The sequence below is a fragment of the Stenotrophomonas sp. GD04054 genome, assembly GCF_029836955.1.
GTDB classification, from domain to species: Bacteria; Pseudomonadota; Gammaproteobacteria; order Xanthomonadales; family Xanthomonadaceae; genus Stenotrophomonas; species Stenotrophomonas maltophilia_A.
The window spans coordinates 33,376-49,648 of sequence record NZ_JAOECR010000038.1; the positions used below are offsets into that span (position 1 = coordinate 33,376).

The 16,273-nt window shown below is 66.5% G+C and carries 16 protein-coding genes; 2 read left to right on the forward strand and 14 right to left on the reverse strand.

Features of this window, described 5'->3' with window-relative positions:
- Positions 1–57 precede the first annotated feature (57 nt).
- The 13 genes from alaS to rlmE all read right to left on the reverse strand — a co-directional run bounded on the left by alaS (position 58) and on the right by rlmE (position 14,881).
- A complete protein-coding gene (gene alaS, locus N7573_RS16190; RefSeq protein ID WP_279912517.1) occupies positions 58–2,706 on the reverse strand; it encodes an alanine--tRNA ligase in 2,649 nt (882 codons plus the stop codon).
- 109 nt (positions 2,707–2,815) lie between these two features.
- Positions 2,816–3,307, reverse strand: a complete 492-nt coding sequence (gene recX / locus N7573_RS16195) for a recombination regulator RecX (RefSeq protein ID WP_279912516.1) — start codon at positions 3,305–3,307, stop codon at positions 2,816–2,818.
- Between the two features lie 110 nt (positions 3,308–3,417).
- Positions 3,418–4,455, reverse strand: coding sequence for a recombinase RecA (recA, locus tag N7573_RS16200; protein ID WP_049449560.1), 1,038 nt, complete (start codon positions 4,453–4,455; stop codon positions 3,418–3,420).
- Between the two features lie 204 nt (positions 4,456–4,659).
- The gene (lexA, locus tag N7573_RS16205; protein WP_032128412.1) at positions 4,660–5,295 is read right to left on the reverse strand and encodes a transcriptional repressor LexA; all 636 of its coding nucleotides are present in this window, start codon (positions 5,293–5,295) and stop codon (positions 4,660–4,662) included.
- A 212-nt stretch (positions 5,296–5,507) separates the two neighbouring features.
- A complete protein-coding gene (ubiB, locus tag N7573_RS16210) occupies positions 5,508–7,190 on the reverse strand; it encodes a 2-polyprenylphenol 6-hydroxylase (protein ID WP_049461320.1) in 1,683 nt (560 codons plus the stop codon).
- 34 nt (positions 7,191–7,224) lie between these two features.
- A complete protein-coding gene (locus tag N7573_RS16215) occupies positions 7,225–7,719 on the reverse strand; it encodes a nicotinamide-nucleotide amidohydrolase family protein (protein WP_010484249.1) in 495 nt (164 codons plus the stop codon).
- A 122-nt stretch (positions 7,720–7,841) separates the two neighbouring features.
- On the reverse strand, positions 7,842–9,152 hold the full coding sequence (gene hflX / locus N7573_RS16220; RefSeq protein ID WP_279913921.1) for a ribosome rescue GTPase HflX: 1,311 nt from the start codon (positions 9,150–9,152) through the stop codon (positions 7,842–7,844).
- 14 nt (positions 9,153–9,166) lie between these two features.
- Positions 9,167–9,442, reverse strand: coding sequence for an RNA chaperone Hfq (gene hfq, locus N7573_RS16225; protein ID WP_004152891.1), 276 nt, complete (start codon positions 9,440–9,442; stop codon positions 9,167–9,169).
- A gap of 96 nt (positions 9,443–9,538) precedes the next feature.
- A complete protein-coding gene (gene miaA / locus N7573_RS16230; protein ID WP_279943217.1) occupies positions 9,539–10,492 on the reverse strand; it encodes a tRNA (adenosine(37)-N6)-dimethylallyltransferase MiaA in 954 nt (317 codons plus the stop codon).
- The gene (gene folP, locus N7573_RS16235) at positions 10,492–11,388 is read right to left on the reverse strand and encodes a dihydropteroate synthase (RefSeq protein ID WP_279943218.1); all 897 of its coding nucleotides are present in this window, start codon (positions 11,386–11,388) and stop codon (positions 10,492–10,494) included. Before folP ends, miaA begins: the two co-directional genes overlap by 1 nt.
- Before the next feature lie 568 nt (positions 11,389–11,956).
- A complete protein-coding gene (locus N7573_RS16240; protein ID WP_100471916.1) occupies positions 11,957–12,142 on the reverse strand; it encodes a hypothetical protein in 186 nt (61 codons plus the stop codon).
- A 102-nt stretch (positions 12,143–12,244) separates the two neighbouring features.
- Positions 12,245–14,179 (reverse strand): ATP-dependent zinc metalloprotease FtsH, encoded by a 1,935-nt coding sequence (gene ftsH, locus N7573_RS16245; protein WP_162292081.1) that lies wholly within the window; start codon positions 14,177–14,179, stop codon positions 12,245–12,247.
- A 69-nt stretch (positions 14,180–14,248) separates the two neighbouring features.
- Complete coding sequence (gene rlmE / locus N7573_RS16250) at positions 14,249–14,881, reverse strand: 23S rRNA (uridine(2552)-2'-O)-methyltransferase RlmE (protein ID WP_005409014.1); 633 nt, start codon at positions 14,879–14,881, stop codon at positions 14,249–14,251.
- 65 nt (positions 14,882–14,946) lie between these two features.
- On the opposite strand from rlmE, the gene yhbY reads away from it, so the two are divergent.
- Together yhbY and N7573_RS16260 are read left to right on the forward strand one after the other, a co-directional pair.
- Positions 14,947–15,252 carry a ribosome assembly RNA-binding protein YhbY gene (gene yhbY / locus N7573_RS16255; RefSeq protein WP_004152868.1) on the forward strand — a complete coding sequence of 102 codons (306 nt, stop codon included), beginning with the start codon at positions 14,947–14,949 and terminating at the stop codon, positions 15,250–15,252.
- Positions 15,253–15,265: 13 nt separating this feature from the next.
- On the forward strand, positions 15,266–15,640 hold the full coding sequence (locus N7573_RS16260) for an Mth938-like domain-containing protein (protein ID WP_012510659.1): 375 nt from the start codon (positions 15,266–15,268) through the stop codon (positions 15,638–15,640).
- 27 nt (positions 15,641–15,667) lie between these two features.
- On the opposite strand, the gene N7573_RS16265 is transcribed toward N7573_RS16260, so the two are convergent.
- Positions 15,668–16,156 carry a hypothetical protein gene (locus N7573_RS16265; protein WP_279913927.1) on the reverse strand — a complete coding sequence of 163 codons (489 nt, stop codon included), beginning with the start codon at positions 16,154–16,156 and terminating at the stop codon, positions 15,668–15,670.
- Between the last annotated feature and the right edge of the window lie 117 nt (positions 16,157–16,273).

The following is a 16,273-nucleotide window of genomic DNA, read 5'->3' on the forward strand; positions in this document are numbered from 1 at the left end:
TTCGCAATGGTACCGTCAGCCGTCCCGCTCCTACAAGGAGGGGGACGGCCAGGTTCATCACAGGCGGGGGCTGACCCATTCGACGACTGCAGCCAGCGCAGTGGCAAGGGCGGGCCCGTCCTCGCCACCACCCTGGGCGAGGTCCGGGCGTCCGCCGCCCTTGCCCCCGATCTGACCGGCGATATGGGACAACAGTTCCCCGGCCTTGACCTTGCCCATTGCGCTGCCGTTCACACCCGCGACCAGGGCGGCCTTGCCGTCCTGGGCGCCGGCCAGCACGATCACCGCATCGCCCAGCTGCTGCTTCAGGCGGTCCATGGCGTCACGCAGGGCCTTGGCATCGAAGCCCTCCAGACGGGCGGCCAGCACCTTCACACCGGCAACCTCGACAGCCTGGCCGGACAGGTCGGCGGTAGCACCGGCGGCAACCTTGGCCTTCACGGCTTCCAGTTCGCGCTCCAGCTGCTTCTGGCGCTGGCCGAGGGCACGGATCTTCTCGACCACGTCGGCAGCGCTGCCACCGAGCAGGTCGGCGGCTTCGGCCAGGCGGGCCTCTTCGGCGTCCACGTAGTCCAGGGCGCCCTGACCGGTGACCGCTTCGATACGGCGCACGCCAGCGGAGACACCGCCCTCGGAGGTGATCTTGAACAGGCCGATGTCGCCGGTGCGGTTGACGTGGGTACCGCCGCACAGCTCGGTGGAGTAGTCACCCATCTTCAGCACGCGCACGTGTTCGCCGTACTTCTCGCCGAACAGGGCCATCGCGCCGAAGTCCAGCGCTTCCTGCATGCCCATGTTGTGCACTTCGGCAGCGTTGTTGGCACGCACCTGCTGGTTGACCTTGCGCTCGATCACGGCCAGCTCTTCCGCGCTGATCGGCTGGAAGTGCGAGAAGTCGAAACGCAAGCGGTCCGGAGCGACCAGCGAGCCCTTCTGCTGCACGTGGGTGCCGAGCACTTCGCGCAGGGCGGCGTGCAGCAGGTGGGTGGCAGAGTGGTTGAGGATGGTGGCGCCACGGCGCTCGCCATCGACCTGGCCGGACAGCACGTCACCGACCTTCAGGCCGCCTTCGGACAGGGTGCCGACGTGGCCATGGAACTGGCCGGCGAACTTCTGGGTGTCTTCCACCACCAGGCGCACGCCGTTGCCGGTGAGCACGCCGGTGTCGCCGACCTGGCCGCCGGATTCGGCGTAGAACGGGGTCTGGTTGGTGATCACGATGACCGCATCACCGGCATCGGCCGACTGCACCGGACGACCGTCCTTGAGCAGGGCCAGCACGCTCAGGCCGTCGGCCTGCAGGCGGTCATAGCCCAGGAACACGGTCGGGCTGAGGGTGGCCACAAGCTCGGCCGGCAGGGTCACGCCGCCGCCGAACTTGCCGGCTGCACGTGCGGTCTCGCGCTGCTGTTCCATCGCGGCGTCGAAGCCGGCAATGTCGACGGTCAGGTCGCGCTCGCGGGCGATGTCCTGGGTCAGGTCGAGCGGGAAGCCATAGGTGTCATACAGGCGGAACGCGTCAACACCCGGGATCACACCATTGCTGGCCTTGCCGGCCACGTCCTCGAAGATCTTCATGCCGGCATCGAGGGTTTCGGCGAAACGCTCTTCCTCGGCCTGCAGCGCACGGGTGACGGTGTCCACCGCCGCCGGCAGTTCCGGGTAGGCCTCGCCCATCTGCTCGACCAGGGTCGGCACCAGCTTGCTGAAGAACGGCTGGCGCACGCCCAGCATCCAGCCGTGGCGCAGGGCGCGGCGGATGATACGGCGCAGCACGTAGCCACGACCTTCGTTGGACGGCAGCACGCCGTCGACGATCAGGAACGAGCAGGCACGGATGTGATCGGCGATCACGCGCAGCGACTTGTTTTCCAGGTCGGCGGTGCCGGTCAGTTCGCTGGCCTTGCGGATCAGCGCCTGGAACAGGTCGATCTCGTAGTTGGTGTGCACATGCTGCAGGATCGCCGCCAGGCGCTCCAGGCCCATGCCGGTATCCACGCACGGCGCCGGCAGCGGCACTAGGGTGCCATCCGGCTGGCGGTCGAACTGCATGAACACCAGGTTCCAGATTTCGATGAAGCGGTCGCCGTCCTCGTCCGGGGAGCCCGGGGGGCCGCCGGCGATATGGTCACCGTGGTCGTAGAAGATCTCGGTGCACGGGCCGCACGGACCGGTGTCGGCCATCTGCCAGAAGTTGTCCGAGGCGAACGGTGCGCCCTTGTTGTCGCCGATGCGCACGATGCGCTCTTCCGGCACGCCAACCATGTCGCGCCACAGCGCGTACGCTTCGTCATCGGTCTGGTAGACGGTGACCAGCAGGCGCTCGGCCGGCAGCTTCCAGACCTGGGTCAGCAGTTCCCAGGCCCAGGCGATCGCATCCTTCTTGAAGTAGTCGCCGAACGACCAGTTGCCCAGCATTTCGAAGAAGGTGTGGTGGCGTGCGGTGTAGCCGACCTGGTCGAGGTCGTTGTGTTTGCCGCCCGCGCGCAGGCAGCGCTGCACGTCGGCCGCGCGCACGTAGCTGCGCTTCTCCGCGCCAAGGAACACGTCCTTGAACTGCACCATGCCGGAGTTGGTGAACAGCAGGGTCGGATCATTGCCCGGCACCAGCGGCGCCGACGGCACGATGGTGTGGCCTTTGCCCTTGAAGAATTCAAGGAAGTCGCTGCGGATCTGGGAAGTCGTGAATTTGGCGGATGCGTTCATTGGGGGCTGGCAGTCTGCGGGCCGGCGGGCCCGGACCACCGGCCGCGTTGGCCAGGGTCGCGAGGGACCGCCGAAAACCTAAAGGGTATCAGGCCCGGCGCCGCCAGTCTCAGTCATCCGAGTCGTAGCGGGTCGCACGGCGGATGCTGTCGCCGTCGAAGCCCCGCCGGGCCAGCAGATCGGCGGCCTTGCGCCGCTGCGTCAGGTCCTGAGGACCCGCCTCGCCGAAGCGTCGGCGGACCAGATCACGGGCATTTTCCTGCCAGTCGCCTTCATAGCTGTCCATCGCCGCGGCAATCGCGGCACTGTCCAGGCCGTGAGTGCCCAGCTCGGCGCGGACATGGATCGGCCCATAACCGGTGTTGGCGCGCATCCGCACCAGGTTCTCGGCGAAACGGGTGTCGTCCTGCCAGCCGGCTTCGGTCAGCTTGGCGACAGCAGCCTGCGCGGCTTCATCTTCGATGCCACGTGCGGTCAGCTTGCGGGTGAGCTCCTTGCGCGAGTGCTCGCGGCGGACCAGCAGGCCCAGCGCTCGTTGCACGGGCGTCTGCTCGCGCGGCCGGCGTTTGCGGCCGGTGGGAATGTCGTCGGCGTCGGACATCGGTGCTCCAAGGGTGGCGCCATCCGTGGCGCCCAGCCCATCCCTAGGCGATTCGAACCTGCGGGACAGGGCGACGTCACTGACGGCGCCGCCCTGCCCCACAGCAAGCCTTATTCGTCGTCGCCTTCGTCGTCGCCTTCCTCACGGGTGGCTTCGGTCGGCTGGAACTTCTCGCGCAGCTCGGCTTCAAGCTTGGCAGCGACCGTCGGGTTGTCGCGCAGGTAGCCACGGGCGTTGTCCTTGCCCTGGCCGATACGCTCTTCACCGTAGCTGTACCAGGCGCCGGCCTTCTCGACCAGCTTGGCATCCACACCCATGTCGATCAGCTCGCCCTCGCGGCTGATGCCTTCGCCGTACAGAATCTCGGTGATGACCTGCTTGAACGGAGGCGCCAGCTTGTTCTTGACGACCTTGATCTTGGTCTGGTTGCCGATGATCTCGTCGCCCTTCTTGATCGCGCCGATACGGCGGATGTCCAGGCGCACCGAAGCGTAGAACTTCAGCGCGTTGCCGCCGGTGGTGGTTTCCGGGCTCTGGCCCGGCATCATCACGCCGATCTTCATGCGCAGCTGGTTGATGAAGACCACCAGGGTGTTGGAGCGCTTGATGTTGCCGGTCAGCTTGCGCAGCGCCTGGCTCATCAGGCGGGCCTGCAGGCCCGGCAGCTGGTCGCCCATCTCGCCTTCGATTTCGGCCTTCGGGGTCAGCGCGGCGACCGAGTCGATCACCAGGATGTCCACCGAACCCGAACGGACGAGCATGTCAGCAATTTCCAGCGCCTGCTCGCCGGTATCCGGCTGCGACAGCAGCAGGTCGTCCACGTTCACGCCCAGCTTGGCGGCGTAGATCGGGTCCAGCGCGTGCTCGGCGTCGATGAAGGCCGCGGTGCCGCCCATCTTCTGGCATTCGGCGATGGCCTGCAGGGTCAGCGTGGTCTTGCCCGAGGATTCCGGCCCGTAGATTTCAACGACACGGCCCTTCGGCAGACCGCCAATGCCCAGCGCGATGTCGAGCATCAGCGAACCGGTCGGGATGGCTTCGACGGGCTCGACCACGCGGTCGCCCATGCGCATCACCGAGCCCTTGCCGAACTGCTTTTCGATCTGGCCCAGAGCTGCAGCGAGGGCGCGCTTCTTGTTCTCGTCCATCGGATTGGTCCTTGCAGAGGTCGTGTCGTTGGAGGTGCTGTCTTTGGGGGTCTTCTTTGCCATGGGTTCACTTTAAGTCGGACGTATCGCACAGGCTGAGATTCTGCCCGGCGCTCTGAAAAGAATTATCGGACATCCGTACCAACCTCAGTGGAACCAGAGAATCGCCACAAAAGACCGCGGGGTAATGCGCTATGGAACGGGTCAACGGTTGGGTCGCAACAGGCCGCAATAGAGGCCCTCGATCGAGAAGTCCTGGTCCGGCAGCACCTCGATCGGCTTGTAGTCGGGATTGCGCGGCAGCAGGCGGATACGATCCTTGGCGATCTTCAGCAGCTTGACGGTGATCTCGTCATCGATGCGGGCCACCACGATCTGTCCGGAATGAGCATCGCGGGTGCGGTGCACACCGATCAGGTCACCGTCGAAGATGCCCTCGTCGATCATCGAATCGCCCTGCACCTTCAACAGGTAATCCGGTGCCGGCGAGAAGAACACCCGGTCCAGCACCACGAAGTCGTCCGAGCCGATATCGGCACCGATCGGCAGGCCGGCTGCGACACGGCCCAATACCGGCAGGCGCAGGACGCTGTCGGGCAGGCCCGGCTCGGCCAGCTTCTCGACCGGTGGCGCCTGCACCAGGCGGATGCCGCGGGCCTGGCCCGGGATGCGACGGATCGCACCGGCCTGCTCCAGGGCTTCCAGGTGGTACTGGGCCGCGCGCACGCCCTTGAAGCCGAACGCACGTGCGATTTCAGTCTGCGACGGCGGCGCGCCTTCGCTCTCGATACGCTCGGCGATCAACTGCAGGATCGCCTGCTGGGTGTCGGTCAGGTCCATGGTTAGTAGTATTACTACTAATGAGCGGGGCTGCAAGTGCCGGGGGCGACACGGCGGCATCTGTGGTGCCGAGCTGTGCTCGGCGATCGTCGCCGGGCTCGGCCTGGCTGGCAGAGACAAAGGCGGAGCAAAAGCAGCCGACCAGCGGTCGGCTCTACAGGAATCGCGCAGCGATTCCGCGGTTCCCGTTGGGAACCGCTGCGGCAAGCACACTATGTGTGCTTGCCGCTTCTCCAGATCGAAAACAGGATCCAGACGCCGCAGAAGCCGGCGCCGATGAAGCCGCACACGCCCAGTGCCAGCAGCCAGCGGCTGGAGACGCCGCCAACGCTGTGCATCACGATCGACGAGCCGATGATCAATGCGGCGGTGACGATGCCCATCACCAGCCGGTTCGCCGCACGGTTGACCTGCTCGCCGAAGCCCTGCAGCGCCGTGGTTTCCACCTTCAGCTGCAGGCGCCCACGGCGGGCGGCCTGGACCAGCTTGCGCAGGTCGCGGGGCAGTTCACCGGCGAAGTCGACCAGGCCCAGCAAGCTGCGGCGGCCGCGCTTGAGCAGGGCCCTGGGCGCATAGCGCTGCAGCACCACCCGTTCCAGGAACGGGCGCGCGGCACTGGCCATGTCGAAATCAGGGTCCAGCTGCCGCCCCATGCCTTCCAGGGTCAGGAACGCCTTGATCATCAGCGCCAGGTCGGCCGGCAGGGTCAGGCTGTAGCTGCGCAGCAGCTGGGTGATGTCGCCCAGCATCAGACCGATGCGCAGGTCCTTCAGCGGCACGCCACGGTACTGGTCGACGAACTGGCTGATGTCGTGCTGCAGCCGGTTCTCGTCCACTTCCACGCCGCCGGCCCAGTCCAGCAGCACGTCGGCCACGCCCTGCGGGTCCTGCTCGACCAGCCCGTGCAGCAGCTGCGCAACCTGGAAACGACGCACTTCGGACAGCGCACCGACCATGCCGAAATCGATCACACCGATGCGGCCGTCACGCAGGTAGATGATGTTGCCGGGATGCGGATCGGCGTGGAAGCTGCCGTCCTCCAGCACCATCTTCAGCACGATGTCAGCACCACGCCGCGCCAGTTCGCGCCGATCCAGCCCCGCCGCATCGACGCCGGCCAGATCACGCCCTGGAATGCCGTCGACGAAGTCCTGCACGTTCAGGCTTTCGCAGGTCCACTGCCAGTGCACGTCGGGAATCAGGATGTCGTCGCGGCCTTTGAAGTTGCGCGCGATGCGCTCGGCATTGCGGCACTCGGCGGCGAAATCCAGCTCGCGGCGCAGCGACACCGTGAACTGCTGCACCACCTCGGCCGGGCGGTAACGACGCAGGTCCGGAAGCCGGGCTTCAACGATTTCGGCCAGGCGGGCCAGCAGCCGCAGGTCCGCTTCGACCACATCGCGGATGCCGGGGCGACGCACCTTCAGCACCACCTCGCGACCGTCATGCAGACGCGCGCGATGGGCCTGCGCCAGCGAGGCGGCGGCCATCGGGGTTTCATCAAGGAAGGCGAACACTTCTGAAGGCGATGCGCCAAGATCGGCCTCGAGCTGCTCACGGATATCCGCGTACGGCAGCGCCGGTACTGCGTTCTGCAGTTCAGAGAGCTCGGCGATCCATTCCGGCGGCAGCAGGTCGACGCGCGTCGCCAGCACCTGGCCGAGCTTGACGAAGGTCGGGCCGAGATCCTGCATCGCGCTGCGCACGCGCACCGGCGCGGTCATCCGCAGCAGTTCCTGCCGCTCCTCGTTCCAGTGCAGCAGGCGCCCTGCCCGCTCCAGCGTGCTGGCCAGGCCGATGCGCCGCACCACATCGCCGAAGCCATAGCGGATCAGGACGACGGCGATTTCCTGCAGTCGGCCCAGGTCACGGACCGTGCCCAGCGTTTCCCACATCATGCGTGCTCCGGACGATTACCGGAGCAGCATGTCACAGCTGGGCGTCGATACCGCGCAATGCCGCCGCCACGGTTTGCCGGCGGATGGCTTCGCGATCGCCATCGAACTGGAACAGCTCGGCACGGGCATAGCCACCGCGGCGCTTCCAGCCAATCCAGACGCTGCCGACAGGCTTGTCCGGGCTGCCGCCACCAGGACCGGCGATGCCGGTCACCGCCACGGCGATACCGGCGCCGGAATTGACCAGCGCACCGGACACCATTTCCAGCACGGTTTCGCGGCTGACCGCGCCGAACTGCTCCAGGGTCTGCGCACGCACGCCCAGCAGGCGCTGCTTGGCCTCGTAGCTGTAGACCACCATGCCGCAGTCGAAGAACGCCGAGGAACCGGCGATATCGGTCATGCACTTGGCGATCCAGCCACCACTGCAGCTTTCAGCGGTCACCAGCTGCAGCGAAGCCTGCTGCAGGCGCTGCCCGAGCGCGGCGGACTGGGCGTTGAGTTCAGCGTCGGTGGGAATGGACATCGGCATGACGGTGGGGTGAAGAACCTGCACGTTGTACCGCAGATGACAGCTGGATGTCGCGCCCCTCCGGCACGGTTGCGCTGCCGGCCAGCGGCCGGCACTACCGGGCATGGGCCGCTACCTCACCACTCCGGCGGTTTCTCCGGCAGCAGCGCCCGGATCGGCGCGCCGTCGGCACTGGCGGCCAGCTTTTCGGCTTCGGCAATCGGCAGGTCGACCTGCAGCAGCCAGCCGTCTTCGTCGGCCTGCTCGCTGCGGATCACTTCCAGCTGGTGCAGGCGCGCACGCAGGCGGCCGGCATCCGGCGGCAGGCGCAGTTCGCCGGTAACATGCTGCAGGCCCAGGCGCTTGCCCAGCACCGCCTGCAGCAGCTCCAGGCCCTGCCCGTCACGCGCGGAAATCCACACCCGCTCGCGACGCGACTCATCCGGGATACCGTCCTGGCCATCGTGGCGAACGTCGGCGCCCTCGATGCGGTCAATCTTGTTGAACACCAGCAACTGCGGCAGGTCACCGGCACCGACCGCGGTCAGTACCTCGTCCACCTGGGCGATGCGCTCCTCGCGGTGCGGATCGGCAGCGTCGACCACATGCAGCAGGAAATCGGCCTCGCGCGCCTCGGACAGGGTCGAGCGGAACGCAGCGACCAGATCATGCGGCAGATCGCGGACGAAGCCGACGGTGTCGGCCAGCACCACGTTGCCGCCCGGCACCGCAATGCGGCGAACGGTCGGATCCAGCGTTGCGAACAGCTGGTCGGCGGCATAGGCCTCGGCGCCGGTCATGGCGTTGAACAGGGTCGACTTGCCGGCGTTGGTGTAGCCCACCAGCGCGACACGCGGCAGCTCGCTGCGCACGCGCGCACGGCGCATCTGGGTCCGCTGCACCTCGACCTTTTCCAGCCGCTTCTGCAGCTGCTCGACCCGCTTCTGCAACAGGCGGCGGTCGGTTTCCAGCTGGGTTTCACCCGGGCCACGCAGGCCGATCGAACCACCGCGCTGGCGCTCCAGGTGGGTCCAGCCGCGCACCAGCCGCGTGGCCAGGTGACGCAGCTGTGCCAGCTCGACCTGCAGCTTGCCCTCGTGGCTGTGCGCACGCTGGGCGAAGATGTCCAGGATCAGGCCGGTACGGTCGATCACCCGGCGCTCGAGGAAGCGTTCCAGGTTGCGCTCCTGGCCCGGGCTCAACGCATGGTTGACCAGGATCAGGTCGGCACCGCTGGCATCGGCCGCGGCCTTGATCTCGTCCAGCTTGCCGCTGCCGATCAGGGTCGACGGATTCGGACGGTCCAGGCGTGCCGTGATCGTCGCGGCGATGCTGGCCCCAGCCGAGCGGGCCAGATCACCGAACTCTTCAAGCACATCGTCTTCCAGCTTGCCGAAATGGGGCTGGATCAACAGGGCGTGTTCACCCTTCTTCGAGCGGTCAAACATTCACCGCTCCGGTATTACTCGTCTGCTTCATCACCTGCCTGACCACCTTCACCCGACTGCACGTAACCACCGCCCGGACCGACCTTCACGTTGCGTGCCGGAACGACCGTGGAAATGGCGTGCTTGTAGACCATCTGACTGACCGTGTTGCGCAGCAGGACCACGAACTGGTCGAACGACTCGATCGTGCCCTGCAGCTTGATGCCGTTCACCAGGTACACCGAAACCGGCACGCGTTCGCGCCGCAGTGCATTCAAGAAAGGATCCTGCAGCGATTGCCCCTTGGACATTGCACACTCCTGATTATTGTTCTTATTGGGTTGCCGACGGTTGCCACGGCCCCCGAGCCGCCCGCCGACCGATGATGTTACACGGCTGGCGGGGGTTCAGCGTGCGACGAAGGTCGACACCGCGCCGGCCAGGCGCTCGTGGTCGATATGGGGGTCGAACCAGCGCGCATCAAGCTCGCCGCGCAGCCAGGTCAGCTGGCGCTTGGCCAGCTGGCGGGTGGCGAAGATCGCCTTGTCACGGAAGCGGGCAGCATCGCCCTCCCCGTCCAGGTACTCCCAAGCCTGGCGATAGCCGACCGCGCGCACTGCCGGCAGGTCCAGTGGCGCCTCCACGGCAGCCATTTCCGGCATCGCGCGCAACGCCCGCACCTCGTCGAGGAAGCCCTGCGCCAGCATGGCGTCGAAGCGTGCCTCGATGCGCTGGTGCAGCACCGCGCGGTCACGCGGCGCCAGGATCAGCTTGAGGGTGCGCACCGGCAACGGCGCCACGCCCGGCCGGCGCTGCCATTCAGTGATGGGGGTGCCGGTCAGGCGATAGACCTCCAGCGCCCGCTGGATGCGCTGCGGGTCGGTGGCATGGATGCGTGCCGCTGCTGCTGGATCGACCTTGGCCAACTCTGCGTGCAGCGCCGCCCAGCCACGCTCGGCCGCCTCGGCGCTGAGCGCTTCGCGCGTCGCCGGATCGGCCTCGGGCATCGGCGACAGGCCCTGCAACAGGGCGCGGAAGTACAGGCCAGTGCCACCGGCCAGGATCGGCATCTTGCCGCGTGCCACGATGTCGGCCACGACCCGGCCGGCATCGGCGGCGAATTCGGCTGCCGAGTAGGTCTGCCAGGGATCGCGCAGGTCCAGCAGATGGTGGGGGGCCTGCGCGCGCTCGGCCGCATCCGGCTTGGCCGAGCCGATGTCCAGGTGCCGGTACACCAGCGCCGAATCGACGCTGACGATCTCGCCATCCAGCTGCTTCGCCAGGGCGATCGCGGTGGCGGTCTTGCCACTGGCGGTCGGCCCCATGACGGCGATCGCCAGCGGCCGCCGGTCGATGCCCATCAGTCTTCGTCCGGCCAGCGGATCGTCGGCGTGGCGTCGGCACGCGGCGTCGGCACGGCTTCCACCGCCTGCCAGATCTTCAGCGCATCGACGGTGGCCGCCACGTCATGCACGCGCACGATGCGCGCGCCACGCTGGACCGCGATCAGGTGCGCGGCTACCGAAGCCGCCACGCGCTCGGACGGCGTGTCGCGGCCGGTCAGTTCGCCCAGGCTGCGTTTGCGCGACAGGCCAGCCAGCATCGGCACGCCCAGTTCCAGGAAGCGTTCCGAGCGCGCTAGCAGGGTCATGTTGTGAGCGGTAGTCTTGCCGAAGCCAAAACCGAGATCGATCAGCAAGTTCTTCTTCGCGATGCCCGCCATCTCGGCAGCGAACAGGCGCTGCACCAGGAAACCGTGCACCTCGGCGACCACGTCGTCGTAATGCGGATCGGCCTGCATATGGCCCGGCTCGCCCTGCATGTGCATCAGCACCACTGGCACGCCGGCTTCAGCGGCGGCATCCAGCGCCCCCTCCTGGCGCAGGCCGTAGATGTCATTGATCATGCCGGCGCCGGCGGCCACGGCCGCACGCATCACCTCCGGCTTGAAGGTATCGATACTGATCGGAACCTGCGTACGGGCGGCCAGCTGCTCGATCACCGGAAGCACCCGGCGCAGCTCTTCCTCGACCGATACCGGCGCGGCGCCCGGGCGGGTGGATTCGCCGCCGATATCGAGCAGGTCCGCGCCCTCCTCGACCAGCTTCAGGCCATGGGCGACCGCGGCCTCGGTGGTGTCGTGCGCGCCGCCATCGGAGAACGAGTCCGGGGTGACGTTGACGATGCCCATGACCCGGGCGCGGTCGAGGCGCAGGATGCGGCCGGCGCAATCGAGCTGGGGCGAGGTATCGAACATGGGCAATCCTGCAGGGACAACGGCGGGTAGTTTAGTTCGGCAGGGCGGCGCCCTGCACCCGCAGAGGCCAGAGCGACAGCAACAGCCGGAGCAGCAGCAGGTTTGCTGAGGAATGGCGGGGTGGGTCCGGTTGCGGGAGACGCTGCAAGTACGTCCATGTAAGCTCGGTCGCCGCATCCATGCGGCTCACGCCCCCGCAACCGGACCCACCCCGCCTTCGACAGATTTCTGCGATCTGTCGGCATTTCTGTAGAGCCGAGCCATGCTCGGCTCAGATCTCACAGATATCGAGATATTCAATTTCGATGAAGATTCATCCACGCATGACGTGGATCTATCGTGTCGACCAAGGTCGACACCTACCAACAGCAGCAGGAAATTGTCAGGGGTGGGGCGGTGTGGGTTGGCAGGACCGTTGGCGCCATGGATGGCGCCATCGAGCCCCCAAGGACGGGTTTACGGCGTGTCCTGCCAACCCACACCGCCCCGCCATCCCCAGAAACTCGCTGTTGCTGTTGCTGTTGCTCTGGCTCGGAGCAGGTGCAGGGCGCAGCCCTGCCGATACCCCTCAACGGCGTCGGCGCTTGCGGTCCACGTACAGGGTCTTGGCGATGCTCAGCACGATGCCGACCGCGATACCCACCACGCAGCCCAGCAGCAGGTTGTCGGCCCCCAGGCCCACACCCACGCCGACCACGGTGGCGATGACCATTTCGGCCTTGTGGGAAATCGGTTCGGGCTTCGGGGCGGACATGCGGGCTCCAGCGTCAGTTCGGTTTTTCGGAATGGGCCAGTGGCCCGGAAACGACGAAGCCGGGTCGCCCCGGCCTCGTCTGGTGTCACGTGCAGCGGGCCGTCAGTGCGACTCGGCCGGGCCTGCGATCGGTGGCAGCGGACGGGCGTCGCCGCCCTTGTCGTTGCCACCGTCCTTGTTCGACTTGTTCCAGCCGGCCGGCGGCGGCGGATCGCGGCCTTCCATGATGGCGTCGATCTGCGGCGCGTCGATGGTTTCGTACTGCAGCAGCAGCTGCGACATCGCATGCAGCTTGTCGATGTTGTCGGTCAACAGCTGCGTGGTGCGGGCGTAAGCCTTGTCGAGGATGTTGCGTACTTCCTCGTCGATGCGGCGCGCCGTGTCGTTGGACACACTCTTGTGCTGGGTGACCGAGCGGCCCAGGAACACTTCGTCGTCCTCTTCGCCATAGGCGATCGGGCCGAGCTGCTCGGACAGGCCCCACTTGGTGACCATGTTGCGGGCCATCTTGGTGGCACGCTCGATATCGTTGGAGGCACCGGTGGTGACCTTGTCCTCGCCGAAGATCAGCTCTTCAGCGACGCGGCCACCGTACAGCGAGCACAGCTGCGACTGGATCGCCACGCGGTTCATCGAGTACTTGTCGCCCTCCGGCAGGTACATGGTCACGCCCAGCGCACGGCCGCGCGGAATGATGGTGACCTTGTAGACCGGGTCATGCTCAGGCACCAGGCGGCCGACGATGGCGTGGCCGGCTTCGTGGTAAGCGGTCAGGGTCTTCTCGTCCTCGCTCATGGCCATCGAGCGGCGCTCGGCGCCCATCAGGATCTTGTCGCGGGCACGGTCGAAGTGGTCCATCCGGACTTCTTTCTCGTTGCCACGCGCTGCGAACAGGGCGGCCTCGTTGCAGAGGTTGGCCAGATCCGCACCGGAGAAGCCCGGGGTACCGCGCGCGATCACCATCGGCTCGACATCGTCGGCCAACGGCAGCTTGCGCATGTGCACCTTCAGGATGTGCTCGCGGCCCTTCACGTCCGGCAGGCCGACCACGACCTGGCGATCGAAACGGCCCGGACGCAGCAGTGCCGGATCCAGCACGTCCGGACGGTTGGTCGCGGCGATCACGATCACGCCCTCGCCACCTTCAAAACCGTCCATCTCGACCAGCAGCTGGTTCAGGGTCTGCTCGCGCTCGTCATGACCGCCGCCCAGGCCGGCACCACGGTGGCGACCGACGGCGTCGATTTCGTCGATGAAGATGATGCAGGGGGCGTGCTTCTTGGCCTGCTCGAACATGTCGCGCACGCGGCTGGCGCCGACGCCGACGAACATTTCCACGAAGTCCGAACCGGAGATCGAGAAGAACGGCACCTTGGCTTCGCCGGCAATGGCCTTGGCCAGCAGCGTCTTGCCGGTACCCGGCGGGCCCACCATCAGCACGCCGCGCGGAATCTTGCCGCCCAGCTTGGTGAACTTGGACGGGTCGCGCAGGAAGTCGACCAGCTCGCCCACTTCTTCCTTGGCCTCGTCACAACCGGCGACGTCGGCAAAGGTGACCTTGATCTGGTCTTCGCCCTGCAGCTTGGCGCGCGACTTGCCGAAGGACATCGCGCCCTTGGCACCGCCGCCACCGCCCTGCATCTGGCGCATGATGAACAACCAGAAGCCGATGATCAGGATGACCGGCAGGAAATTCATCAGGATCGCGCCCAGGGAGATGCCGCTGGACGGCTCCTCCTGCACGATCTCCACGTTCTTGGTGCGCAGCACGTTGATCAGGTCACGATCGAACGGTGCGGTGATGGTCGACGACTGCCCACCGCGGGTGGTGTAGGTCAGCTGGCTGGTGCCGCCGCGCATGTCGCCGCCGAAGGCGACCTTCTGCACGTTGCCGCTGTCCACCTGGTCCAGGAACTGCGAGTACGACGCACCCTGCGCCCCAGCCCCGGAGGTCTTGGGCGAGAAGCTCTGGAAGACCACCATCAGCACGACGGCGACGACCACCCATAGCAGGAGGTTCTTGGTCAAGTCGTTCATCCTCATTGGCTCCGGTGTTCCTCTCAGTGCTGGCGTTGCGTTGGGGTCGAACTTGCGTACATTGCGAGCTTACTTCATGTGGGCGCGTTTTCCCTGACCCAAGGCATACACCTCGGGAGAGCGCTTGCGCGAGGCTTCCGGCTTGCGGATGGAGACCTTGTCGTACCGGCGGCGCATATCGCGCACGTAGTCGTCAAAGCCCTCGCCCTGGAACAGCTTGATCAGGAATGCCCCACCGGTCTTCAGGTGGTTGTCGGCAAAATCCAGGGCCAGCTCCGCCAGGTGCATCATCCGCGGCTGGTCGACCGCGCCCACACCACTCTTATTGGGGGCCATGTCCGACAGCACAAGGTCTACCGGCTGATCCCCGAGCATGGCTTCAAACTGCGATAGGACGGCTTCTTCCCTGAAGTCACCATGAAGGAACTCCACGCCGGCCAATGGCGGCATGTCCAGGATGTCCAGGGCCAGCACGCGGCCGGTGTCGCCAATCTGTCTCCGAACCTGCTGAGACCAGCCACCCGGCGCCGCGCCGAGGTCGACCACCACCATGTGCGGCTTCAGCAACCGGTCACGTTCGAGCAGCTCCTCAAGCTTGTAGGCGGCGCGCGAGCGCATGCCTTCGGCCTGCGCCTTCTTCACGAAGGGGTCGGAGAAGTGTTCCTTGAGCCAGCGCTGGCTGCTTTTGCTGCGGGTAGCCATTGAAAATAGGGGCTGATGGGGTCCTCATGATACCCTGATCGCCCCATTCAACCGTGTTTTCCTGCATGTCCATCGCCCTGACCGCCTCCCAGACCCGTTTCCTGCGCGGCCAAGCCCACGACCTGAAGGCCCTGCTGCAGACCGGCGGCAAGGGCGTGACCCCGGCCTTCATCGCTGAGCTGAACGAAGTGCTGGAGCGCCACGAACTGGTCAAGGTGAAGGTCGCTGCCGAGGATCGCGACGCCCGTGACGTGATGATCGGCGAGATCGTCGAAGCCACCGAGAGCGCGTTGGTACAGCGCATCGGCCACGTCGCCGTGCTGTACCGCCCGAGCAAGGAACAGCGCCAGATCGTGCTGCCGCGCGGCTGATCGCCTTACTGCCATGCAGCTGAACCACGAACCGCCCGATTACGCCTACAGCCTGCGCGCCGCCGATGGCCGCTCGGCCAAGGTGAATGACCAGGTGCTGGGCAGCAGTTTCTTCCTGACCCCGGACCAGCTGGTCACGCAATGGCCGGTAGTGAGCGCCACCGCGCTGCAGCTGGCTGACCTGGAGCCGATCCTGGCGCTGAACCCGGCGCTGATCGTGCTCGGCACGGGTGACCGCCAGGTATTCCCGCCGGCAGTGGTAATGGCTGCCTGCCTGTCACGCGGCATCGGCCTGGAAGTGATGAACAATCCGGCCGCCGCGCGCACCTTCAACATCCTGGCGGGCGAAGGCCGCAAGGTCGCGGCCGCTTTCATTCTGGAAGGCTGAGGTCGAGGCGTCGGGCGCGCCCCGGCGCTAGCCGCCAGAAGCGGTGCAGCGGAAGGCCGAGAACTGCTTCAGCCGCCCGATCAGGTTGCCGCCCTGGCCCCAGCGGATGTCCATGACCTTCCAGTCCTGGCCCTGCCTTTGCAGCAGGACACGGTCGGTCCAGCGATAGTCGCCTATCGCCATTTCGACGGACACCCAACTGCCATCGCCGCTCGTCGCGGGCAGCCCCACCTTTACCGTTTCCGGCCGATCCGGCGCCATGAGATACGGGCTCTGGTCCAGCATGTGCGGCTTCTCGTCATGCGCGGCCAGCACCGCACAGGTCCGCTCGTAAGCGCGCTGCGCATCGATGGCTGAGCGCAGCGCATCGCCCAGCAACGGCGGAATGGTCGCTTCGTCCGAAGCCGGCGCCTGGACGGCCGCGTAAAGACGGGTGACCACGTCGCGCGGATCGCTGGCCGCGGAGGCCAGCGGCGCGACGATGAGCAACGCGAGAGTGGAAGCAGGACGGAGCATGGGGCACCGGATTGACTGGGGCCGCTCAAGAATGCCGGGTATCCCGTCCGCCGTGAAGGTGATCCTGCGACACACAAGATCGCAAATGACCACTCTGCGGTACCCGGGTCGAGCATG